We start from the raw sequence: 22,782 nt of genomic DNA, 5'->3' as shown, positions 1-22,782 counted from the left end.
GGCGGAGCTCGGTCCCGGGGTGTCGGACTGGCAGGTCCTGGTCGTGCCCCGCATCTCTTGAGGGACGCGCCGGGAAGTTCAGGCCCCCGAGGCCGAGCTCGCGAGCCAGTCGTACGCGACGCGCGCCGTGAACTCGGCCTGGCCGCCGCGCAACAGCAGCCCGGCGTCGGCGAACGCCGGGTCATCGGCCTGCGCGGCGACGTACGGGATCGCGATGCAGCGCATCCCGGCCGCGTGCGCGGCGGCGGCGCCCGGTGCGGCGTCCTCGAGGACCACGCAGTCCGCCGGGGCGGCGCCCAGTCGGCGGGCCGCCTCCAGGAAGACGTCGGGGGCCGGCTTTCCGTGCGTGACCTCGTCGGCCGAGACGACGGTCGGCAGGTGGGCGGCCAGGCCCGTGCCCGTCAGGATCGCCTCGATGGCGGCGGGCGAGGAGCCCGAGGCCACGGCCATCGGGACGCCCTCACCGGCCAGCAGTTCCACGAACCTGCGCATCTGCGGGTACACGCGCGTGGAGGCGCGGGCCAGTTCCAGATAGCGGCGGTTCTTGTCGGCCAGCAGGGTGTCGAGCGGGGCCCGCAAGCCGTAACGCTCCTTCCAGAGCGCGAGCGTCTCCCGGGTGCTGATGCCGACGTACTGCTCGTGGTCGTCCCAGGTGAAGTCCCTGACGCCCTGCGCGGCGAGCGTCAGACGCCCGGCCTCGAAGTAGTTCGGCTCGCTGTCCACGAGTGTTCCGTCGAGATCGAAGATGACCGAGGTGCTTTTGAGAGTGCTCATGGGGTCCAGGATGCCAAGGCGCTACCGGTCGCAGTCGATCACCCTTTCGAGGCGCGGCCGATCGACTCCACCAGCGGCAGCACCCGATGCGGGACGCGCTCACGCAGCGCCACCTCGGTGCGGGTGCGTACGACGCCGGGCATGCTGATGAGCGCCTGGATCACATCCTCCAGGTGTGCGTTGTCGCGCGCCACGACCCGCGTGAGCAGATCGCCGCCGCCCGTGATCGAGAACGCCTCGATGATCTCCGGCACGGCGGCGAGCGCGTCGCCCACCTCGTCGAGATGGCCCTGCGTGACCTCGATGTGCACAAAGGCGAGGACAGGGTGGCCGAGTGCCGCGGGGGACAGTGAAGGGCCGGAGCCGGTGATCACGCCGTCCCGCTCCAGCCGGTCGAGCCGGGCCTGCAGGGTGCCGCGGGCGACGCCGAGCGTACGGGCGTACTCGCGCACGCTGGTGCGGGGCTGCTCCAGGAGCAGCCGCAGGATGCGGGTGTCGAGCTCGTCCACGGCCACGGTTCGTCGGTCTCCCTGCCGTCAAGGTGATCTTCAGCGACTGTACCAATGGCTCAGGCCGGCCCGAGACCGCTGAGCCGGTTCACGCGGCGTGGGTGCGGAAGGCCGGACCCACGACGGTCGGGGTCAGGTGCTGGGTCAGCATTTCGGGACGTCGACGTGACTCCAGTGGTCCATTGGCTCCGACCTGGTGATCACACCGTCGAACCGCTGAGCCAATGGTCCAGTAAACATGGCGCCACTTGAGCCAGTGGGTCCGAGGGTGCTGTGATGTGCGTGTCGATGGCGCTGCGGGTCCCCGCGGCGCCTTTTGCGTGCCGGAACTCGTGCACCGGAGCGTACCGAGGCAAAAGGGGCGGGAAACAGTGCTGAAGAGGATGTTCGTGGCTCCGGATCCGGGACGGCTGCGCCTGCGCGGTGCGACCCGGGCCGTCCTCGGCATCGGTCTGGCGGTAGCCCTGTGCGGCCTCGCCGGTATCTCGCTGGTGGGGGCTGTCACCGGTGGCCTCGCGGCGCTGCTCGCCCTCTTCACGGTCACCGACGCGACCGTGCGCGGACAGATGGCCACGACCGCGCTGCTGCCCGTCGTGGGCCTCCCGGTGCTGAACCTCGCGGCCGGCCTGCACGACCATCCGGTGGCGAGGGGCCTTTTCTGCCTCGCTGTGGTGGGCGTGGGGGTGTACGCCCGACGCTGGGGGCCGCGCGGTCACTCGCTCGGCGTGTTCGCGTTCATGGCCTTCTTCGTGACGCAGTTCCTCCACGCGGCACCTGGACAGCTGCCGGAGCTGTACACGGCCGTGCTGCTGTCCCTGGCCGTTTCCTCGACGGTTCGGTTCGGCCTCTGGTGCTACGAACGTCGGCTGCCGCCCGCCGCGATACCCGCTCCGCCGTCCGGCAGGGGCCTGGCTCGGCCGACCAGCCGCCAGGCGGTCCAGGCGACCGCCGCTGCCGCCTTCGCCCTGCTGGCGGGGCAGTTGCTGTCTCAGGAGCGCTGGTACTGGGCCGTCGGCGCCACATGGTGGATCTTCGTGAACACCACGTCACGAGGCGAGACCCTGATCCGGGGTTTCCGTCGGGTGCTGGGCACGGTGCTCGGCATCGGCCTCGGGCTGGCGGTCGTCATCCCGCTACAGGGTGCGCCCCTGCCCACCGCCGCCCTTGTCGCCGTGTGCGTGTTCGGCATCTTCTACACCGCCGCGGTCTCGTACACATGGATGATGCTCGCGGTGACGGTGATGGCCGAACTGCTGTACGGGCTCCTGGGCGTACTGGATCCGCAGCTGGTCGCACTGCGTCTGGCGGAGACCGGAGTCGGCGCCATCGGTGCCGCGCTGGCGGTCCTGTTCGTGCTGCCCATCACCACCCATGCCACCACGGACGCCTGGATAGCGCGGGCCCTGCGCTGTGTCCATGCCTGCACGGCCGAGGCCGCGACCCGCCTGCAGGGCTCCACCACCGCCGACCCGGCCGCACGGGTCGCGGAACTGGAGGTATTGCTGAGCAAGGTCCGGCTCTCCGTCGTGCCCCTGGTCCACCCGCTCAACCCGATGCGCGCCCGTGGCCGACGGGCACGTCACGTCCTTGCCGCACTGGACAGCTGCGCTCACGAAGTGCGTGGGCTGGCCGTCATCGCCGCGGATCCCGTGGCTTCCTGGGATGCCCGACTCACCGCCGCGTGCGAGCGAGTCGAGAGGGCCGTCGAGGCGCTCACCTCGCCGGGGAGTCCGTGGGCCGAGATCCCGGTGAACGCCCGGGCGGCCGTGCTCCCGGCGGAAGAGCCGGCACTCGCGCACGTTCACGGGCTGGAACGGGCACTGGACGAACTCGCCGCGCCGTTGCGCCACTCCCAGGAGTCGAGACTGGTCCGTGCGTGACGTACGGCGCTGAAGCGATCGACACCGGCGCACGCTGATCGTCAACGCCGGTTTGCCGTACGGGCCGCTCGGCGCACGGCGGCACCGCGGCGGCGGTCGTACGGACCACAGGCAACGCTGCCGCGGACGCTGCGCCGAGTGCGGCAGAGCCCGAGGCACTACCGGGGCGCTCACGGACATGCCTCGCGCCCCAGGTGTATCCGCTCAGCCCGATGCGGGCGCATGGGGCGAGGCCCGCGGGCTTCTGGTCCGGACCACAGATCATCCACTGCTACCGTCGGCGCCGAACAGCGCAGGACCGAGAGGGGACGACAGTGGCAGACGGCGGCGGGCGGGAGCAGCGGGCGTTCATCGGCTCGTTCACAGCGGCGGGAGGCCTGGGCGTCCTCACCGCGGCCGTGCACCGAACCAGCGGCGCGCTGACCGTCCTGAGCGTGGTGGACGGCGTACCCGACCCCTCGTACCTCGCGCTGTCGCCCGCGCGGGACATGCTCTACGCGGTCAGCGAGACGGCCGACGGCGCCGTGGCCGCGTACCGCGTGACCGGCGACGAGCCCGAGCCGACGGGGCCCTTGGTGTCGGTCGGCGGCAGCGGCCCCACGCACCTCAGCGTCTTCGCCGGACACGTCCTGACCGCCAACTACGGCTCCGGCAGCGTCACCGCCGTGCCCGTCCGCGGCGACGGCGCACTCGTCGGCGCCGCTTCCAGCGTGCTCCAGCACACCGGCTCGGGCCCGCACACCCCGCGCCAGCAGAGCCCGCACGTCCACCAGGTACAGCCGGACCCGACCGGTCGCTGGGCGGTGAGCGTCGACCTCGGCACGGACTCCGTGCGGATCTGCGCCCTGGACGGCGGGACGCTCACGCTGCACCGCGAGATCGCGCTGCGGCCCGGCTCAGGGCCCCGCCACCTGGCCTTCCATCCGCGTGGCGAACACGCGTACGTACTCAACGAACTGGCGCCCACCGTCACGGTCTGCCGCTGGAACGCAGCGGAGGGCTCGCTGCGGCCCGTCGGTGAGACGCCGGTGCTGCCGGGTGTCCCGGACGGTGACGCCTACCCCTCGGGCATCGTGGTGTCGCCCGACGGCCGCTTCGTGTGGACCGCCACACGCGGCCAGGACGTCGTCTCCGTGCTCACGCCCGACGCGGTGGGCGAGGGGCTGAGGCTGGTTGCCACGGTGCCCTGCGGGGGCACCTGGCCACGCGCGCTGGCACTCGACCCCTCGGGACGCTTCCTGTACACGGCGAACGAGCGCTCCGGGGACGTGACCTGGTTCGCGGTCGACCCGGACACGGGTGTGCCGCGGCGGGGCGGCTCGGTGAGGGTCCCGGCGGCGTCCTGCGTGGTCTTCGGCTGACCCAGGGGGTGTCGTTTGGATCACCCCGGGTCCGCGACGCCTGGCACGCCACCTCGCCGCATCGGACGGTGATACGAGACGTCGTGATACGCGGCAAGGGCCCGCTCCCAAGAGGAGCGGGCCCTTCTGCCTTACCGGAGGCGGCTGGGTCAGCGGACCGGCGCGCCCTGGGGCTGCTGCGGCGCGATGCCCAGCGCCGTCGTGTACTGGGCCAGCGCGAGCTTGCCGATCGCCGGGTACGGGCCGAGCGCCTCGGCAGCGGCGCAGCCGACCTCCTTGGCGGCCGCGTCGAGCAGACCGGCGTCGATCTCCGGGCCGATCAGGTACGGCGCGAGTGCCAGCTGCTGGGAGCCCGAGTTGCGCAGCTGCTCGGCGGTGGCCGCGATCGCGCCCTCCTCGTCGAGCGCTGCCGCCATCACCGGCACGGCGAGCCGCGCGGCGAGCAGCATGCCGGTGATCCCGGCCGCCTGCACGGCCTCCTCGCCGCCCACGGAGGCGAGGATGATGCCGTCCGCGGCCGTCGCCACGGTGAACAGCCGGGCACGGTCGGCGCGCGCCAGACCCGCCTCGGACAGGCGCACGTGCAGCGCCTCCGCGAGCAGCGGGTGGGGGCCGAGCACATCAGCCAGGTCGGCCGCGACACGGCTCTCCATGACGGCCTGGCGGACCCGGCGCAGCAGCGCGTTGTCCGGACCGGCTAGCAGCGGGACGACGACGGCGACGGGGCCGTCGGGCCGGGCCACGTCCGCACCTGCGGCAAGGGCCTGCTCATAGCGGGCGGTGCGCTCCTCGGAGGCACGCGCGAGCACGGACTGCAGCGTGGGGAACTCGGCGTCGTCCCCGTCGAGGTACCCGATGCGGGCGTCGAGGCCGGGCAGCTCGGAGCGTGCGATGCTCACGACCTCCTCGGCGAGGCTGCGCGTGGCCGCGCTGGAAGTGCCCGGCACCGCGAGGACGAGCGCGGGCGCGCCCTCGGGAGCCGCCAGGGGTTCCGGACGGCGGTGCCGCCCGGGCTGGCGGGGTCGCGGCATTCGTACTGGCAGGCCGGACGCGGGCCCAGTGGGGGAGCTCATGGCGCCGCATGTTACTTGTTTCTTGGGCTCCCCTGTTCGGGGAGGGTGCAGGTGAGCGGTATCCGTCCGCTTTTGTCTGATGAGTTACGTGTGGATCAGAAATGATCAGTACCGTGGCACTTGCTCGTCCGGTACGGCGTTGCCTTACGCGGTCCTCTCGGACGTCCCGGTGACGATGTGCAGCATCCGTTCGTCGCGGGGGAGCGTGAATCGGTCGTCGGCCAGGTCGACGGCGATGCGCACGGCACCGTCCAGGGGGTCGCCCGCCGCCGGTACCTGCCGCGCATGCGGCAATTGTCCCGCCAGTTCCTCGCGCAGCGGTACGAGGAGGGGATCGCCCATCTTGAACAGGCCCCCGGTGAAGGCGACTTGGGCCTCGCTGACGTCCGGGCACACCGCAGCCGCGGACTCGGCCATGTGCCGGGCGGCCGCGCGCAGGATGTCCGACGCCACCGGGTCGCTCGCGGCGCACGCGGCCACTTCCGGAGCGAACGAGGCGAGCACGGCGGGCCGGTCGGGACGTGGGTAGAGCTTTCCCGGCAGTCCTGGCACCGGCCCGAATCTCTCCTGCGCCCGCGCCAGCAGCGCCACCGATCCGCCACGGCGCCCGTCGAACGCCCGTACGGCTGCCTCGAGCCCGGCACGGCCGATCCACGCCCCGCCGCCGCAGTCGCCGAGCAGATGGCCCCAGCCGTCCGCTCTGCGCCAGCTCGCCAGGTCGGTCCCGACCGCGATCATGCCCGTACCCGCGGCGATCACCGCGCCCGGCTGCCGACCGAGTGCGCCCGTGTACGCGGTCACCGCGTCGGCGGCCAGCGCGAGCCGCCGCACGCCCAGTTCGCGCCCCAGCGCCGACGGGAGTTCGGCGCGCAGCCTGTCGCCGAGTGTGGCCAGGCCGGCCGCGCCGACGGCGACGGCCGCGAGCTCGTCCACCCCGACCTCGGCCATCAACCGCCCTGCCATCGGGAGCAGTTGCTCCAGCAGGTGGTCGGCGTCGATGCCGCGAGGGCCGGTGCGTACCGGTTCCTCGGACGTGAGCGGACCCACGCGGCGCGTGCCGGGGCCGCCGCGCAGGACGAGCACCACGCGCAACCCCGAACCCCCGGAGTCCACGCCCAGCACTGCGGAGTTCGTCACCGCGGGCGCCCGTCATGACGGCGACGGTGGGGCGGCTTGTTCACTGGTCGCAACTGGCTCCCGTCCTCCCTGCTGACAGGCTCGGTGATCTGGTGGACCGGCTCGAAGACCTCGAACGAGGAGGAAGACTAGCGCCGTGCGGCGGCCGCGTGTGCGGCGGCTTCTTTGTGTGTAGGGCCCTGGTGTGTGCCAGTAGAGTGGCGCGTCGTGGCACCACGACCTTTGCATGAACTCATCGAAGCAGGCTGGGCGAAGGCTCTCGAACCTGCCGCCGGACGCATTGCCGCCATGGGGGACTTCCTCCGGGCCGAGATAGCTGCCGGCCGGACCTATCTTCCGGCGGGGGCGAATGTGCTGCGGGCCTTCCAGCAGCCCTTCGATGACGTCCGCGTGCTGATCGTCGGCCAGGACCCCTATCCCACACCGGGGATGGCCATCGGCTTGAGCTTCGCCGTGTCGCCCGAGGTGCGTTCGCTGCCGGGCAGCCTGGAGAACATCTTCCGGGAACTGCATACGGACTTGGGGCTGCCCAGGCCGTCCAACGGCGATCTGACGCCATGGACCGAGCAGGGGGTGCTGCTGCTCAACAGGGCGCTGACGACGGCTCCACGCAGCCCGGCTGCACATCGCGGCAAGGGCTGGGAAGAGGTCACCGAGCAGGCGATCCGGGCGCTGGCCGCGCGCGGCACGCCGCTGGTGTCGATCCTGTGGGGGCGTGACGCCCGCAATCTGCGGCCGCTGCTCGGAGATCTCCCGGCGATCGAGTCGGCCCATCCGTCGCCGATGTCGGCCGATCGTGGATTCTTCGGCTCGCGCCCGTTCAGCCGGGCCAATGAGCTGCTGGTGAGGCAGGGCGCGCAGCCGGTGGACTGGCGCCTGCCGTAGAGCACTGTCGTCGCAGCGGCCGAGTCTCTTCACCCAACTGACTCCTGGCCTGGTTGGAGACGGCTTGTATGACGTTCGGGGACCGTCCTTGCTCGTGCTGGGGCGGTCTCTGGCTTGCGCGGATCGATCCGTGGGGATCACGCGGTGCGAGACGCCAAGACCTGTCCGGCCGATCAATTCGCAGGAAAGCAGCGGTGCCTGCCACACCCCGCGACTGCGGCATGATCGGCCGGACAGGTCCTAGGGGAATCCGGCTGTAGGGGACTCCGGAGCCTCAGCCGACGACCGCGGCGCGCACGCACAGCACGTCCGGCAGGTGCGAGGCCAGCTGCCGCCAACTGTCCCCGTCGTCCGCCGACGCGTACACCTCACCATTGCGATTGCCGAAGTACACGCCCGCCGGGTCCGCGCCGTCCGTCCACAGCGCGTCGCGCAGCACCGTGCCGTAGTGATCCTCGGTCGGCAGTCCGGCTGTCAGCGGCTGCCAGCTCTTGCCCGCGTCGGCCGTACGGAAGACGCGACATCGCCGGCCGGCGGGCACGCGGTCCACGTCCGCGTTGATCGGGAAGACGTACGCCGTGTCGCCACGGTGCGGATGCGCGGCCACCGCGAACCCGAAGGTGGACGGCAGGTCCGCGCCGATGTCGATCCAGTGGGCGCCCGCGTCGTCGCTGCGGTACACACCCCAGTGGTTCTGCAGATAGAGCCGGTCCGGAGTCGACGCGTCCCGTGCGATCTTGTGCACGCACTGGCCGAACTCCGGGTTCGGATCCGGCAGGAACACCGCGGAGACACCGGAGTTGGACGGTGCCCAGCTCGCGCCGCCGTCGTGGGTACGGAACACCCCTGCCGCGGACACGGCGACCGTCACGGCCAGCGGGTCGCGCTTGTCGGTGAGGATGCTGTGCAGTCCTTCCCCGCCGCCGCCCGGCACCCACTTCGACCGCGTCGGGTGCTCCCACAGCGGGCGCACCAGCTCGAAGGACTCACCGCGGTCCTCGGAGCGGTACAGCGCGGCCGGCTCGGTGCCCGCGTACACCACCGCCGGGTCGGCCGCCGCCGGGTGCAACTGCCACACCCGCTCCAGCGAAGCCCCGGTGTCCTTGGGGAACTTGACCGCAGGCTGCGCCGGTTCGGCCCAGGTCCGGCCCAGGTCGTCGGAGTGGAAGACGGACGGTCCCCAGTGCGCGCTGTCGCCTCCGGCCAGCAGTCGTGGCGTCTCGCCACGGGTGTCGATCGCGACCGAGTACACGGCCTGCGCGTTGAAGTACGGACTCTCGTCGAATTCCCAGGCGCCGCCGCGCCTGCGCCCGATGAACAGTCCTTTGCGTGTGCCCACGGTGAGCAGTACGTCGGCCATGCCGACCACCTCCGCGACGTCGTTGTCCCAGACAACGCCAGTCTGCACCCCGGCACTGACAGTCTCCCTGAACGTGGCATCACCGCAGGCCGGGGGCAGTGTCGTCGATCACCGGCGGCGGGTTTCGCGGCCTGTGTGAGCGCCGGTACGGGGTGGTTGGACTCCTGGCACGGGCGGGTTGCCGGACTCGTTGTGAGCATCGGAGGGACCGCTCCCGTATGTGAGGGCGATGTGGCATGTCCGTGCGGTCGTGAGGAGGATGCCATTGATGGCGGCATTCCGTGGTCCGAAGGTTCCGAAGGTGTGGCTGTGGCGATGGCGGCGCAATCCGCTGCGGCGTCGCAGCGACACCCTGGAGGCCTGCATCGTGCTCGGTGCCTGGGTGCTCACCGTCCTCGGCGGGGTGCTCGCCGGTCTGCTGGCGACGCAGTCCGTGGAGGACGGCCTGGCACGGGAGCGGGCCGAGTGGCACTCCGTCCTCGCGTTGCTCACCGAGGACGTGTCGGGGGCGACCGAGCCGGCGACCGGCGCCGACATGGTGTGGGCGAAGGTTCACTGGACCGCGGCGGACGGCACACCGCACGCGGGTCAGGCGCGGGTGCCCGTCGGAAGCTCCGCGGGCACCTCGGTCAGTGTGTGGACGGACCTCGACGGTCGGCTCGTCACCAAGCCCGCCACCCCGTCCCAGGCCCGGATGAGGGCCTTACTGGTGGGAACCCTGATGGGCGTGAGTGTCGCGGCCGTGCCCTTCGTCGGCGGGCGGCTCGTGCGCGGACGTCTGGAACGGCGGCGCATGGACCGATGGGACGAGGAGTGGCAGCGGATCGGGCCCCTGTGGGGGCGGAAAACGGGCTGAGCGGAGGAGGAGGCCCCGGCAGTGCCGGGGCCGCGCGTCCGTGGCCGCGAACGCGCAGGTGCGTCTGCGCCCGCTGGTCACTCAGCTCGGCGGACGCGCGAGGCGGATCGGTCCGCCGGGGTGGTCGCTGTCGCCGGTCAGGCCGGGGCGTGGCTCCTTTCCGGAGTCACCACCGGTGCGGTGGTCCGGGCAGCCGCTGCTCCATGCGGACCGCCGTGTCCTGGATCTCCCGCTTGCCGCGCCCGCTGAGATTGCCGTACCCGACCGTCTCCATCGCCGCCGGCGGCGAACGCACCTGTGGGCTGAACCCCTTCCCGGCACGGGTGAGTTCGCCCTCACTGTCGGCCTTGTCCCACAGCTGGAGGATCAGATCCCCGTCCTCCCCGCCGGTCGCCGTGCGCGAACCGTGCCGGGACACGTTCTGTGTGAACACCGGGACGAATCCCTTGGCCGAGACGGGACTTGTCGGTCGACCTCGATCGGTCGGTCGACGCGGTTGACGAGGCGCGCATGCCCCGCCGGACCCCCCGAAACTTAATGCATATGATATGCAGGTGCATAGCTACAGCATCAGATCGGCCACCCCTGACGACCTGGACGGCGCGCGTGCCGTGATGCTCGACACCGTCTACCGCGACTTCGGTACGGGATACGTCCCGCGCTGGCACGGCGACATCATCGACCCGTGCGCCGCCTACCTCGACCCCGCGCGGCATACGCTGCTCGTCGCGGTCGACGGACGCGACGGCGCGATCGTGGCGACGGCCGCGCTGGACTCGCGTGGCCCGGCGCATCCGCCCAACCCGCGCCACCTGGCCGCACGTTACCCATCGGGGGAGACCGCGCAACTGCGCCGCGTGTACGTCCGCCCCGAGCATCGGCGACGCGGCCTGGCCCGGCGGCTGGTCCATGAACTGCTCGGCTTCGCGGCCGCGGACGGCGGCTATCACGCGGTGTATCTGCATACGGATCCGACGGTGGCGGGCGCCGAGGGGTTCTGGCGGTCGCTGGGCAAGGTCGTGTGCGATGAGCGGGAGGGGTCGGGTGGCGGCCAGGCGATCGTCCATTTCGAGGTCTCGCTCCCTTCGTGAAAATGATTGTCATGTAGTCTTCTGTTGTCCCCCGCCTGTGACATCACCCGAAGAACGAGGCCCATGCGCCCTGTCCACCGCCGACGACTCGCCGCCGGTCTGCTGCTCGCCCCGCTTCTCTCCGGCTGCTTCGCCTCCAACGGCGACGAGTCGTCATCTCCCTCCGCGGACGGCGCCCGGCTGCGGGTGGCGCTGGCCTTCCCGCCGGCCGAGAACTTCTCCCCGTACGGCAGCGATGCCACCCTCCTCAGCCGCCTCGGCGTGACCGAAGGGCTCACCGGTCTTGACGCGAACGGCGCCGCGGCGCCCGCGCTCGCGGAGTCCTGGACCCGCGAGAGCAGCCGCAGTTGGCTGTTCATCCTGCGCGAGGCGACCTTCCAGGACGGCACCGACGTCACGCCGTCCGCCGTCGCGGCCGCCCTCACCCATGCCGCCGGAGCGAAGGTCGCGCCCGCCGCCCTGTCCGGGGTCGACCTCACGGCGAAGGCCGCGGGCAGCCATCGGGTACGGATCACCACCGCCGACCCCGACCCCGCACTGCCACTGCGCCTGTCCAGCCCCGGCCTCGCCGTGCTCGCGGCGAAGGCGTACGGGAAGGCAGGCGCCGTCGACCCGGTCGGCACCGCCACCGGTCCCTTCGCGCTCACCCGGACCACCGGCACCACCGCGGCCACGCTCGACCGCTTCGACGACTACTGGGGCGGTCGCGCCCAAGCCTCCGGCATCGACGCCAAGTTCATAGCCGACGGCACGGCCCGCACCAACGCCCTGCGGACCGGCGAGGTGGACATCGTGGAAGCCGTTCCGGTCTCCCAGGCCGCCTCCCTCGCCAAGGGCACGGCGCGCGAGACCGCCACCACGCGCACCACAGGCCTGTACCTCAACACCGAGTCGGGCCCCTTCGAGGACGCGGGGCTGCGGGCGGCGGTGCGGGCGGCCGTCGACACCTCGGCGCTGGCCAAGGGGGTGTACGAGGGACACGCCGACCCCGGCGTCGGAGTCTTCGGACCCGCTGTGACCTGGGCTCAGAGCAAGCGCGTGCAGCCGGACGGCCGCGCCCGGGCCGCAGATCCCGATGGCACCTCGGTCACCCTCGCCACGTACGACAACCGGCCCGAACTGCCCGAGGCGGCCCAGGTCCTCAAGCAGCAACTGGAACAGGCCGGTTTCAAGGTGAAGCTGGTGGTGCGTGAGTATTCACGGATCGAAAGCGACGTCCTGGCCGGGAAGTTCGACGGGTTCGTCTCCGCCCGCAACACCCTGCTCGACACCGGTGACCCCGTCTCCATCCTCGCCAGCGACTTCACCTGCGACGGCGGTTACAACCTCGCGCTGCTGTGCGACAAGTCCGTCGACCGGGCCGTCGACCGGGCCGAGGGCGTGAGCGACGTCGAGCGGCGGCGGGACGCGACGATGACGGCCGAGGCCGCGATCCTCGGCACCGACGCGCTCGTCCCGCTCGTCCACCAGCGGATCGTCACCGGCGTCACCACCTCCGTACGGGGCGTGCTCCTCGACCCGTACGAGCGTGCCCTCGTCGGCACCGGCACCCGGCGTTGAGCGCCGCGACACCATGAAAATAGGCAAGGCCCTCGCCCGGGGCGGCGGCCCCACCCTGCTCTGGCGCGCCGTCCTCACCGCACTCCTCCTCTGCGGGATCGGCCTGCTGCCCTGGCTGTCGCGCACCGACCCCGCACTCACCGTGCTCAAGGCACGGTCGGCGGAACGTGCCCCGAGTCCGGAGGTGTTGGCGGCAGTGCGGGACGAACTCGCATTGGACGCCGGTCCGTTGGGGTTGCTGGGTCAGTGGTTCGGCGGGCTGCTGCACGGTGACGCGGGCCGCTCGTGGATCTCCGGCGCCGAGGTCGCGCCGTCCGTCACCGAGGCCTTGGGCGTCTCGCTGCTGCTGATGGCCGGGGCGTTGACGGTGGCCGTCGCCACGGCCGGTTCGGTGTGCGCACGCACGCTGCGGCGGGGAGCGGGGCGCCGTCTCGCCGGCCGTCGCCGCGGTGGCGACGGCGCCGCGCTGCTGGCCTCGCTGCCCGAGTTCCTGACGGCGTCGGTGCTGGCCACCGTCGTGGGTGTGCAACTCGGCTGGCTGCCCGCGCTCGGCTGGTACGGGCCGCGGTGGACGCTGCTGCCCGCGCTCGCGCTCGGCCTGCCCGCCGGGGCGCTGCTCGGGCGGATGCTCGACGACCTGCTGCCCAGTGCCTTCGCCGAGCCCTGGGCCCTCGCCGCGGCCGCACGTGGTGTGTCCGGCCGGAGCATCGCGCGTCAGTCGGTGCGCCGCTGTGTTCCCGGACTGCTGCCGAATCTGGGGCTGTTCGTGGTCGGTCTGACCGGCGGCGCCGTCGCCGTGGAGCAGATCTTCGACATCCCCGGCCTCGGCCGGACCACCCTCCAGGCAGCCCTCGCCCAGGACCTTCCCGTCCTCCAGGCCGGCACCCTGGCCCTCGTCCTGCTCGCCGCGGTCGCCGGGGGAGTCGTCCGCCTCACCGCCCGACTCCTGATCGGCCCCGCCCTGCGCGACGGTTCCCTCCAGTCCTTGCACCGCCCGGCGCCGACCGCACCCAGGACCGCGCCGCTGCTGTACGGCGCCGCGCTGCTCGGCGTGATGGCGCTCGGTCTGCCGCGCGACCCGCTCGCCCTGGACACGACCCTGCGTCTCCAACCTCCGTCCTGGGCCCACCCGTTCGGCACCGACGCGCTGGGCCGTGACGTACTCGCCCGGATCGCCCACGGCGCCTTGGACACCCTCGCCCTCGCCCTCGCGATCAGCGCCGCCGCCCTGCTGACGGGACTGCTGCTGGGCCTCGTACCCCGCTTCTCGGGACCTCTCGTCGACACCGTCAACGCCCTGCCCCCGGTACTCGCCGCGCTCCTCGTCACGGCGGTCACCGGCAGCGGCCCGGAGACGCCCGCGCTGGCCGTGGCCGCCGTCGCCTGGGCCCCACTGGCCGCGCACACCGCGGCGCTGCTGCGACAGGAGCGCGCCACCACGCACTTGCTCGCCACCCGCGCCCTGGGCGCGGGCCCTTTCCACCTCCTGCGCCACGAACTGCTCCCCGCCGTCGTGCCGCCCGTCACCCGCCACGCCCTGCTCCGGCTGCCCGGCATCGCCCTGGCTCTGGCCGCCCTCGGCTTCCTCGGTCTCGGCGCCCAGCCCCCGTCCCCCGAATGGGGCCTGCTCCTCGCCGAGAACCAGCCCTACGTGGAGCGCGCCCCCTGGGCCGTCCTGGCCCCGGCCGCCGTACTCGCCCTGCTCGGCGCGTTGGCGGTGACCGCGGCGGACGGCGTACGCCGACCGTCGCCCATCGGGCGCCGGTGGGCATCCCGCCGTACGGCACTCCCCTCGGACGGTGGTCGGGAAGCACCATGACCGTGATGGTCACAGCGACGTGGCGGTCGCGCGGAGGGCCGATGACTACCGAATCGTCGTTGCCGGCGCGAGCGCCGGTGTATGCCTCGTGCGGTGGGCACCGTATTACGGCAGATGCCAAACTACGAGAGGTCTCGTACGATGAAGCTCGTAACGACTCGATGGTTGGAGCCGCCGTGACGACCGCAGCCCCCGCAGGCGGCAGCCGTGTTCTTCCGCACCCCCCGCGCGCGGAGATCCGTCTGGAGAGTGTGCTGCACGCGTTGTCCGACCCGGTGCGGCTGCGGATCGTGCGAGAGCTCGCCGCCGACGGCGACGAGCTGACCTGTTCGCGCTTCGACCTGCCGGTCACCAAATCCACCACCACGCACCACTTCCGGGTGCTCCGCGAGAGCGGGGTGATCCGGCAGGTCTACCGGGGCACGGCCAAGATGAACGCCCTGCGCAAGGGCGACCTAGACCACGTCTTCCCGGGGCTTCTCGACAGCGTGCTCGCCGCCGCCGGCCGACAGGCCGACCGCCTCGGCTGAACCCGCCTTCCCCGGCAGGTGGTTGAAGAGCAGGTTCAATACGATCGCCGTCAGGCACCCCGCGCTGATCCCGCTGTTCATCACTGTCTGGAACCAGTCCGGGAACTTCTCGTACACCGTCGGCACCCCGACCGGCAGTATGCCCACGGCCACCGAAACGGCCACGACGGTCAGGTTGTGGTTGTCCTCGAAGTCCACCTGGGCCAGCGTCCGCAGCCCGCTCGCGGCGACCGTTCCGAACATCACCAGGCCCGCGCCGCCCAGCACCGGCGCCGGTATCGCCGCGACCACCGCGCCCAGCTTGGGCAGCAGGCCGAGCAGGACGAGGATGCCGCCCGCGGCGGCGACGACCCAGCGGCTGCGGACGCGGGTCATGCCGACGAGGCCCACGTTCTGCGCGTACGCCGTGTAGGGGAAGGTGTTGAACACCCCGCCGAGGACGGTCGAGAGGCCGTCGGCCCGCAGGCCGTCGGAGAGCGTGCGCGGCTCGATCTTCCGGTCGGTCATCTCGCCGACCGCGATGAGGTCACCCGTGGTCTCGGTCATCGTCACCAGCGCCACGACCAGCATCGAGATGATCGCCGAGGCATGGAAGGTGGGCGCCCCGAAGTGGAACGGCGTGCTGATGCCCACCCAGTCGGAGTCCCCGACCCCGCCGAAGTCCGTGAACCCGAACGGCACCGCGACCGCGAGGCCCACCGCGATGCCGATCAGCACCGCGATCCGGCTCAGGAAGGCCGGGGCGAACCGCTGCACGCCCAGCACCACGGCGAGGACGAAGCCCGCGAGCGCCAGGTTCTTCGGCTCGCCGAAGTCCTCCGCGCCCGCGCCGCCGGCCGCCCAGTTGCCCGCCACCGGCAGCAGCGACACTCCGATGATCAGGATGACGGTGCCCGTGACCAGCGGCGGGAAGAAGCGCAGCAGCCTGCCGAATACCGGCGCCAGCAACACGATCGCGAGGCCCGCGACGATCACCGACCCGTAGATCGCGGGCAGTCCGCCGCCGGTCGTCCCGATGAGCACCATGGGCGAGACCGCGGCGAAGGTGCAGCCCTGCATGATCGGCAGTCGTACACCAAAGCGCCAGAATCCCACGCACTGGATGAGCGTCGCGATACCGCAGACCAGGAGGTCCGCGGTGATCAGATACGCCAGATCGGCGGGCGACAGCTTCATCGCCCCGCCCACGATCAGCGGAACGGCCACCGCGCCCGCGTACATCGCGAGCACGTGCTGCAGCCCGAAGGCGGCCAGTTGGCGTACGGGTGGGACCTCGTCGACGGGATGCACGGGTGCGGCGGTTGCCATGGACGCTCCAGGGGCGGCGGGCGGGGGCGGGGGGTGGTTCAACAGGACGAGACCGTAAGGGGCTTGAACAGTTTGTTGATTTCCGGCCTGTTGCCGATATGTGTCATGCCCATCGACTTATGCCGCACCCGCAGACGCGAACACAACCTCGCGAACACAACCTCGCGAACGCGACGTCGCCCACCCGACGTCGCCCACCCGACGTCGCCCACCCGACGTCGCCCACCGGACGCCGCTAAGAAGTCCTCGCTGTTTGCGCCGCCGCCACCAGCGACGTCCAGTCGGGCAGCTTGACCACACTCCGCCCGAGCGAGGCCCCGAGCTCCGCCTCCGCGCGCTCGATCGCCTGCCATCCGGCCCACTCGACCGGCGCCGACCCGGCGGCCCGAAGCGCCGCGAGCGGATCCTCGGGCACTTCCCGTCGTACGAGCTCGCGGGCGTCCTCGAGCAGCGAGGTCACCGTCTCCTTGGCGCACGGCCGGTTGGTGCCGATGACGCCTGTCGGACCGCGCTTGATCCAGCCCGCCACATACTCCCCCGGCGCGATCGCCCCGTCCCGCAGCACACGGCCCGCGAGATGCGGCACCGTGCCGTGCTCCGGGTCGAACGGCAGCCCCTCGAGCGGCACTCCGCGATAACCGACCGAGCGCAGCACCAACTGCGCCTCGATGTCCTCGTACCGCCCCGTTCCCGTCACCCCGCCGCGCCCGTCCGGAGCCGTACGCTCGAAGCGCACCGCGCCCACGCGCTCACCGCCACCGCCGTCGGCCAGCAGTTCCACGGGGCGCAGGAAGAAACGCAGCCGGATCCGGCGGGCCCGGTCCCGCGGCGTCGGCGTCGCCGCCCACCCCCGCAGCACCTCCACATTGCGGCGCTGCGCGGCGGGCAGGGCCGACGGGTCGACGTACTCCGGATCGAGCGCCAACTCCTCGGGGTCCACCACGACTTCGGTGTCCGGCAGAGCGCCGAGCTCGCGCAGCTCCTTGGTGGTGAAGCGGGCCTGCGACGGACCGCGCCGCCCCACCATGCTGATGTCCGTGACCTTGCTCGAGGCCAGCGCGGTGAGCGCCGCCTGCGGGATGTCGGTGGGGCTCAGCTCGGCCGAGCCGCGGGCCAGCATCCGGGTCACGTCGACGGCGACGTTCCCGACGCCGATGACCACGGCCGAGCGTGCGCCGAGCACGAATCCGTCGGCGGCGGAATCCGGGTGCGCGCTGTACCAGGACACGAACTCGGTCGCCGACCAGCTGCCGCGCAGCTCCTCGCCCGGCACCCCGAGACGGCGGTCGGTGGCGGCGCCCACGCAGTAGACGACCGCGTGGTAGAGCTCCCGCAGTCGCGCCGGGGACAGCCCGCCGGGGCCGACCTGGACGCCGCCCAGGAACCGCACCCGTTCGTCCTCCAGGACCGCCCGCAGATTGTTCTGCAGGGATTTGATCTTCTCGTGGTCGGGCGCCACGCCGTAGCGCACCAGGCCGTACGGGCACGGCAGTCGATCGAGGACGTCCACCCTGATCCCGGGCAGCCCGCTCTGCACGAGGCTCTGGGCGGTGTAGACCCCGCTGGGCCCCGAGCCGACGACGGCGACATGCAGCACGCGGAACTCCTTACCCGAAACCCGAACAGCCCGAGGAGGTCGCTGATGGCTCCAGGATCGCACCACCGGTGCTCCGCTGACAGGGTTCGGCGCGCGGCACATCCGTGCGTGTCCGTACATGTTCGTGCGTGTCCGTACGTGTGGAAAGTGATGATGTGGTTACGGTCCGTCTGTGCTGGAAGCATCCTTTCTTCATCTTTCCGGTCGCTGCCGTCCGGACGGTGCGGTGTCGGTGTGGCCCGCGTGGGTGGTGCGGGAGGGCGGGAGCGCCACGTCGTGGTTCCACGTCCGGCTGGCCTTCACCGACGGCGCTCGGGTCGACCTCCTCGCGGTCGCGTCCGAGGCGGGCGTGTCGATCGAGGACGTCCGGGCCCAGCCGCCGCTCTCCCTCGACGATCTCGCGCTGCTCGCCGACTGGATCCAGGAACCGCTCTTCGAGACGTGCGGCCTGCGGACCACGCCGTGGTGCGAGCCGGCGGAAGGGCCCTCGAGCCGGGCCAGGCCCGCGTGGCCGCGTGGTGTCGAAGGACGCCGACTCGTCGCCGAGAAGTACCTCGCGGCCCGTGACGAGGGCTTCGACCCGGTGCTCGCGGTGATGTGCGCGACCGGGCACAGCCGCCGCAGGTCGCTCAGGCTGATCGCCGGCGCGCGCGACGCAGGCTTCCTGGCACCTCGTCACGCCCGCCGATAGGCCTCGTCATGCCCACCGGACGGGTTCGTCACGCTCAGCGGAACGGTTTGTCACGCTCATCCGAACGGTTCGTCACGCTCATCGGGACGGTCGTCACGCCATCCCGCGCATCCTGTTGATCTCGCTCGTCTGCTGGGCGATCACGTCGTCGGCCATCTCCTCGATCTGGAGGTTGTTGCCCTGGGCCTTCACATCCGTGGCCATTGAGATCGCTCCGTCGTGATGCGTGATCATCAGCTTCAGGAAGAGTTCGTCGAACGCCTTGCCCCGCGCCGCGCGCAACGTCCGCAGCTGAGCCTCGGTCGCCATGCCGGGCATCGTCTTGTGTTGGTGCGTCGTGGGGTGCTTCTCGCCGTCGTGCGTCTTGAGCCAGCCCTCCATCGTGGTGATCTCCGGAGCCTGCGCGGCCGTGATCCGGGCGGCGAGCTGCTTCACCGGGCCCGACTTGGCCTGTTCCGGGGCAAGTTCGGTCATCTTCAGCGCCTGCGTGTGATGCTCGATCATCATCCGCGCGTACGCGAAGTCGGCCGAGTTGGGGGAGTCGTCCTCGGCGCGTTGCCGGACGGCGTCCTCGGCGGAGAGCGTCTCGGCCGCTTCGCCGGGCTTGCCGGGCGCGATCACCGAAGGCCCACTCGCTTTGGCGGACTTGGCCGGGTCGTCCGAGTCGCAGCCCGCGAGCGTGAGTACGGCGACCGCCAGCGATGCCGCGACCAGGGGCGCACGGGACGTACGGCGGGAAAGCACATCGACCTCCTGGGGCACACGAACTGACTGAAATCTCACGGGTGTTCATGACCGCTCCGGCGTGCTCACGAACGTTACTGATCAAAAACTTTCATTACGAGTGCGTTGCCACCTGTTGATCAAAGCATGGGTCGGACGATACTGCGGGGGTCCGTGATCCGTTCAACTGCGAACGGCTACAAGGGAGGACGCAGTGACCCTGTCGAAAGATCCCCGAACGCGGCGCAGACGTATGGGAGTTGCCGCCGCGGCGGCCGGACTCCTGGCCGCGCTGCTCACGGCCGGCCCGGCGGCCGCGACACCCGACCCCGGGGACAGCCCCGCCGCGCAGGAGAAGATCTCCCAGAGCGACGCCGCCGAGACGAAGGCCGCGCTGGCGAGCGGCGAGATACCCGGAGTGGACGAGATCGTCCACTCCGACAACATAGAACACCTCGCCAACATCCCCAAGGACGCCCTGCCCGGCACCAATTCGGACCTCGCCTTCCAGGGCAAGTACGCCTTCGCCGGAAACTACGACGGCTTCCGCATCTTCGACATCAGCAACCCGAAGGCGCCCAAGACCGTCGCGCAGGTGCTCTGCCCGGGCTCGCAGAACGACATCTCCGTCTCCGGCAACCTGCTCTTCCTGTCCACCGACTCCTCGCGCAGCGACAACTCCTGCAACAGCACCACGCAGCCCGCGACCGAGAAGTCCTCGTGGGAGGGTATGAAGGTCTTCGACATCAGCGACAAGGCGAACCCGAAGTACGTCGCCGCCGTCGAGACCGCCTGCGGCTCGCACACCCACACGCTGGTGCCCGAGCGCAAGAACGTCTACGTGTACGTCTCCTCGTACTCGCCGAGCGCCACCTTCCCCGACTGCCAGCCGCCGCACGACGGCATCACGGTCATCAAGGTGCCGCGCAGCGCCCCCGAGAAGGCGGCCGTGGTGAGTTTCCCCGTGCTCTTCCCCGGTGAGGGGCCGGACGGCGGCGGCAACCCGGGCTCGCCCACCAACCCGGGTGTCTCCAAGACCACCGGCTGCCACGACATCACGGTCCTGCCGTCGAAGGACCTGGCCGCCGGTGCCTGCATGGGCGACGGCATCCTGTTCTCCATCAAGGACCCGGAGCAACCGAAGGTCATCGACCAGGTCCAGGACAACGTGAACTTCGCGTTCTGGCACTCCGCGACCTTCAACCAGAAGGCCAACAAGGTCGTGTTCACCGATGAGTTGGGCGGCGGAGGCGCGGCCACCTGCAACGCGGTCATCGGCCCGAACCGCGGTGCCGACGGCATCTACGACATTGTCGGCAAGGGCGACCACCGCAAGCTCGTCTTCAAGAGCTACTACAAGATCCCCCGCTACCAGGCCGACACCGAGAACTGCGTGGCCCACAACGGCTCGGTGATCCCGGTCAAGGGCAAGGACATCATGGTCCAGGCCTGGTACCAGGGTGGCCTCTCCGTCTGGGACTTCACCGACTCCGCCAACCCGAAGGAGATCGCCTACTTCGAGCGCGGCCCGCTCAGCGCCGACACGCTCCGCGGCGGCGGCTCGTGGTCGGCGTACTACTACAACGGCTACATCTACTCGAACGACATGGTGAAGGGCTTCGACGTACTGAAGCTCAGCGACCGGCGCACCGACCCCGCGAAGCGGGTCCACCTGCGCGAGCTCAACGTCCAGACCCAGCCGGACTACTTCGACTGACGGACTGGTTCGACTGACGGACTAGTTCGACTGATCGTCCGGCCGCTGGTCGGTCGCGAAGAAGCGGGACAGATCCGTCTCGCACGTTCCGCCGGGCACCCTGGTGTCCGGCGGAACACCCATGTCCCAGTCCAGCCCGTACCGCTGGAACAACTCGGCCCGCATCGTCGGGATCGCCATCGGCACCCCCGGCACCAGGGCCGCGTACACCGAGCCCATCAGCAGCGCGCGCAGCATCGGATAGTCCGTCGCGGCGTCCGGCGAGCCGTGCCGGGTGACGGTCTCCCGCAGGAGCTGCGCCAGCCGCTGCTGCTCCGGGCACTGCAGGAACCCCTCGACCTGCAGGATTCCGGCCATGTGCTGACGCATCAGCACGGGCCGATCCCGGGCCAGGCCCAGAATCGCGTCGATGGCCCGCGCCATCCGCTCCCGGCCGTCCTCGGTACGCGGCTCGCGCTCCAGCCCCTCCTTCAGAGTGCGGTACATCAGCCGGTGCACGGCGGACTGCACGAGCTGGCGTTTGCCGGGGAAGTAGTAAGACACCAGTCCGCGCGCCGATCCGGCACGATCCGCAATGTCCCCGAGTGTCGTCGCCTCGAAGCCGCGCTCGCTCACCAGCTCCACCGCGGCCTGCAGCAGCCGCTCCCGGGAACGCCGCCGCAACTCTTCATTGACCGACGGGCTGCGCGGGGACATGCTGTAACTCCTGCGTTGACTGGCTATCAGCCAACTATACTCAGCGCGTCGGGGCCGGGCCCTTCACGGGCCCCTCTCCGGCCTGCCGTCTGCCTCGGGTGGCGCGGGGGAACATCCGAGGCAGACGCGGGCCGCCCCGAGCGAGTCGCAGAGCCGCCGGGGCCTCCCTAAAGTGGGTTGGAGGCCGAGGAGGCGGGTGGACATGGATCAGGAGCAGATCCTGGCCAGGATCACGGCAATGGTGGACGACGAGCGGCGCCTGCGCGAGGCCCTCGCGTCCGGGCAGATCGACAAATCCACGGAACAGCAACGGCTCGGACAGCTGGAGCGCGAGCTCGCCCAGTGCTGGGACCTGCTGCGCCAGCAGCGCGCCAAGGCTGAGTACGGGGAGAATCCGGGCGACGCGCGCGTCCGGCCGTCTTCGCAGGTCGAGGGCTATCAGAGCTGACGGAGCCCGCCCCGGACTCGAACCCGAACCGGCTCCGGGCCCGCTCAGGGCTCGCGAGTCAGTCGACGACCAGGTCCAGCACCGGCCGCAGCCCGTCCGGCCGACGCGTCACCGGCAGATGGTCCACGAAGTGCACCGCGCAGCCCAGAGCCGCCGCCCCACCGTCCGCGCGGCGGTCGTCCCCGACCATCAGCGCGTCCTCAGGTGCGACGCCGAGCGCGTCGCAGGCGGTTGCGAACAGCCTCGTATCCGGCTTCTGAACGCCGTGCTCGTACGACAGGACGTACGTGCCCACATACGGATCGAGGCCGTGCTCACGGAAGACGGGCCGCAGGTCCCAGCCGATGTTGCTGACCACACCGACGGCAACCCCACGCTCGCGCAGCGCGCCGAGCACGTCGTCGGCATCGGGATAGGGGTCCCAGGCGTCCGGGACCATATGCCGGTCGTACAGCGCGTCGTGCAGCCGGGGATCGGGCAGTGGCACCTGGCGGGAGATCGCGGTGTAGGCGGCCCGGTGCAACTCGGCACTCCTGTCACGCGTGCGCACCAAGTTCTCCATGCCCTCGGGAATGCGGGGCGCGATGCCCCCGCCGGGCATCGCGCCCACGGCATCCAGGGCGTCCGCCGCCTCGATCAACTCCGCTTCCGGCAGGGCGATGTCGGCCTCGCGGAGCACGGCGCGCAGCCAGGACTCGGTTGCTTCGGCACGGAAGAGGGTTCCTGAGAAGTCGAAGAGAACGGCTTTGATCGTCATGAGAGAGATC

The 22,782-nt window shown here is 71.2% G+C and carries 22 protein-coding genes; 11 read left to right on the top strand and 11 right to left on the bottom strand.

Going from position 1 to position 22,782, the window contains the following annotated elements:
* Positions 1–78: 78 nt before the first annotated feature.
* Both AB0D57_RS15570 and AB0D57_RS15565 read right to left on the bottom strand, forming a co-directional pair.
* Entirely contained in the window at positions 79–774 is a 696-nt protein-coding gene (locus AB0D57_RS15570; RefSeq protein ID WP_362071947.1) for an HAD family phosphatase, read from the bottom strand.
* A gap of 38 nt (positions 775–812) precedes the next feature.
* Complete coding sequence (locus AB0D57_RS15565) at positions 813–1,289, bottom strand: Lrp/AsnC family transcriptional regulator (protein ID WP_362071945.1); 477 nt, start codon at positions 1,287–1,289, stop codon at positions 813–815.
* A 365-nt stretch (positions 1,290–1,654) separates the two neighbouring features.
* On the opposite strand from AB0D57_RS15565, the gene AB0D57_RS15560 reads away from it, so the two are divergent.
* The gene (locus AB0D57_RS15560) at positions 1,655–3,163 is read left to right on the top strand and encodes an FUSC family protein (protein ID WP_362071943.1); all 1,509 of its coding nucleotides are present in this window, start codon (positions 1,655–1,657) and stop codon (positions 3,161–3,163) included.
* A 314-nt stretch (positions 3,164–3,477) separates the two neighbouring features.
* Entirely contained in the window at positions 3,478–4,524 is a 1,047-nt protein-coding gene (locus AB0D57_RS15555; protein ID WP_362071941.1) for a lactonase family protein, read from the top strand.
* Between the two features lie 149 nt (positions 4,525–4,673).
* Here AB0D57_RS15555 and AB0D57_RS15550 read toward each other — a convergent pair whose 3' ends face one another.
* Together AB0D57_RS15550 and AB0D57_RS15545 are read right to left on the bottom strand one after the other, a co-directional pair.
* Entirely contained in the window at positions 4,674–5,597 is a 924-nt protein-coding gene (locus AB0D57_RS15550; RefSeq protein ID WP_362071939.1) for a hypothetical protein, read from the bottom strand.
* 144 nt (positions 5,598–5,741) lie between these two features.
* The gene (locus AB0D57_RS15545; protein ID WP_362071937.1) at positions 5,742–6,734 is read right to left on the bottom strand and encodes a BadF/BadG/BcrA/BcrD ATPase family protein; all 993 of its coding nucleotides are present in this window, start codon (positions 6,732–6,734) and stop codon (positions 5,742–5,744) included.
* 207 nt (positions 6,735–6,941) lie between these two features.
* Between AB0D57_RS15545 and AB0D57_RS15540 the strand changes: the two genes are divergently transcribed.
* Positions 6,942–7,619 carry a uracil-DNA glycosylase gene (locus AB0D57_RS15540; protein WP_362071935.1) on the top strand — a complete coding sequence of 226 codons (678 nt, stop codon included), beginning with the start codon at positions 6,942–6,944 and terminating at the stop codon, positions 7,617–7,619.
* A 274-nt stretch (positions 7,620–7,893) separates the two neighbouring features.
* On the opposite strand, the gene AB0D57_RS15535 is transcribed toward AB0D57_RS15540, so the two are convergent.
* Entirely contained in the window at positions 7,894–8,979 is a 1,086-nt protein-coding gene (locus AB0D57_RS15535; protein WP_362072015.1) for an exo-alpha-sialidase, read from the bottom strand.
* Positions 8,980–9,247: 268 nt separating this feature from the next.
* Here AB0D57_RS15535 and AB0D57_RS15530 point away from each other — a divergent pair, with 268 nt between their 5' ends.
* Entirely contained in the window at positions 9,248–9,835 is a 588-nt protein-coding gene (locus AB0D57_RS15530; protein WP_362071933.1) for a hypothetical protein, read from the top strand.
* 166 nt (positions 9,836–10,001) lie between these two features.
* Here AB0D57_RS15530 and AB0D57_RS15525 read toward each other — a convergent pair whose 3' ends face one another.
* Entirely contained in the window at positions 10,002–10,268 is a 267-nt protein-coding gene (locus AB0D57_RS15525) for a hypothetical protein (protein WP_362071931.1), read from the bottom strand.
* A 115-nt stretch (positions 10,269–10,383) separates the two neighbouring features.
* Here AB0D57_RS15525 and AB0D57_RS15520 point away from each other — a divergent pair, with 115 nt between their 5' ends.
* The 4 genes from AB0D57_RS15520 (at position 10,384) to AB0D57_RS15505 (ending at position 14,835) form a co-directional block, all read left to right on the top strand.
* The gene (locus AB0D57_RS15520; protein ID WP_362071929.1) at positions 10,384–10,926 is read left to right on the top strand and encodes a GNAT family N-acetyltransferase; all 543 of its coding nucleotides are present in this window, start codon (positions 10,384–10,386) and stop codon (positions 10,924–10,926) included.
* Between the two features lie 63 nt (positions 10,927–10,989).
* Positions 10,990–12,486 (top strand): ABC transporter substrate-binding protein, encoded by a 1,497-nt coding sequence (locus tag AB0D57_RS15515; protein ID WP_362071927.1) that lies wholly within the window; start codon positions 10,990–10,992, stop codon positions 12,484–12,486.
* A 13-nt stretch (positions 12,487–12,499) separates the two neighbouring features.
* Positions 12,500–14,305, top strand: coding sequence for an ABC transporter permease subunit (locus tag AB0D57_RS15510; protein ID WP_362071925.1), 1,806 nt, complete (start codon positions 12,500–12,502; stop codon positions 14,303–14,305).
* A gap of 161 nt (positions 14,306–14,466) precedes the next feature.
* Positions 14,467–14,835 (top strand): helix-turn-helix transcriptional regulator, encoded by a 369-nt coding sequence (locus tag AB0D57_RS15505; RefSeq protein ID WP_362071923.1) that lies wholly within the window; start codon positions 14,467–14,469, stop codon positions 14,833–14,835.
* Here the strand turns inward: AB0D57_RS15505 and AB0D57_RS15500 are convergent.
* Positions 14,761–16,143: a nucleobase:cation symporter-2 family protein gene (locus AB0D57_RS15500; RefSeq protein ID WP_362071921.1), complete on the bottom strand. Its 1,383-nt coding sequence runs from the start codon at positions 16,141–16,143 to the stop codon at positions 14,761–14,763. The two genes, AB0D57_RS15505 and AB0D57_RS15500, sit on opposite strands and share 75 nt — an antisense overlap.
* 235 nt (positions 16,144–16,378) lie before the next feature.
* Positions 16,379–17,740, bottom strand: a complete 1,362-nt coding sequence (locus AB0D57_RS15495; protein ID WP_362071919.1) for an FAD-dependent oxidoreductase — start codon at positions 17,738–17,740, stop codon at positions 16,379–16,381.
* Between the two features lie 226 nt (positions 17,741–17,966).
* Here AB0D57_RS15495 and AB0D57_RS15490 point away from each other — a divergent pair, with 226 nt between their 5' ends.
* Complete coding sequence (locus AB0D57_RS15490) at positions 17,967–18,431, top strand: DUF6214 family protein (protein WP_362071917.1); 465 nt, start codon at positions 17,967–17,969, stop codon at positions 18,429–18,431.
* A gap of 93 nt (positions 18,432–18,524) precedes the next feature.
* On the opposite strand, the gene AB0D57_RS15485 is transcribed toward AB0D57_RS15490, so the two are convergent.
* Positions 18,525–19,175 (bottom strand): DUF305 domain-containing protein, encoded by a 651-nt coding sequence (locus tag AB0D57_RS15485; protein WP_362071915.1) that lies wholly within the window; start codon positions 19,173–19,175, stop codon positions 18,525–18,527.
* A 193-nt stretch (positions 19,176–19,368) separates the two neighbouring features.
* Here AB0D57_RS15485 and AB0D57_RS15480 point away from each other — a divergent pair, with 193 nt between their 5' ends.
* On the top strand, positions 19,369–20,871 hold the full coding sequence (locus tag AB0D57_RS15480) for a hypothetical protein (protein WP_362071913.1): 1,503 nt from the start codon (positions 19,369–19,371) through the stop codon (positions 20,869–20,871).
* Positions 20,872–20,892: 21 nt separating this feature from the next.
* On the opposite strand, the gene AB0D57_RS15475 is transcribed toward AB0D57_RS15480, so the two are convergent.
* Positions 20,893–21,567 carry a helix-turn-helix domain-containing protein gene (locus AB0D57_RS15475; RefSeq protein ID WP_362071911.1) on the bottom strand — a complete coding sequence of 225 codons (675 nt, stop codon included), beginning with the start codon at positions 21,565–21,567 and terminating at the stop codon, positions 20,893–20,895.
* A 202-nt stretch (positions 21,568–21,769) separates the two neighbouring features.
* Between AB0D57_RS15475 and AB0D57_RS15470 the strand changes: the two genes are divergently transcribed.
* On the top strand, positions 21,770–22,015 hold the full coding sequence (locus AB0D57_RS15470) for a DUF2630 family protein (RefSeq protein ID WP_362071909.1): 246 nt from the start codon (positions 21,770–21,772) through the stop codon (positions 22,013–22,015).
* 58 nt (positions 22,016–22,073) lie between these two features.
* On the opposite strand, the gene AB0D57_RS15465 is transcribed toward AB0D57_RS15470, so the two are convergent.
* Complete coding sequence (locus tag AB0D57_RS15465) at positions 22,074–22,772, bottom strand: HAD-IA family hydrolase (RefSeq protein ID WP_362071907.1); 699 nt, start codon at positions 22,770–22,772, stop codon at positions 22,074–22,076.
* Positions 22,773–22,782 lie beyond the last annotated feature (10 nt).

Origin of the sequence: Streptomyces sp. NPDC048275, from assembly GCF_040652275.1 — a bacterium.
GTDB lineage: Bacteria > Actinomycetota > Actinomycetes > Streptomycetales > Streptomycetaceae > Streptomyces.
This window is presented reverse-complemented; position numbering and strand designations above follow the sequence as displayed.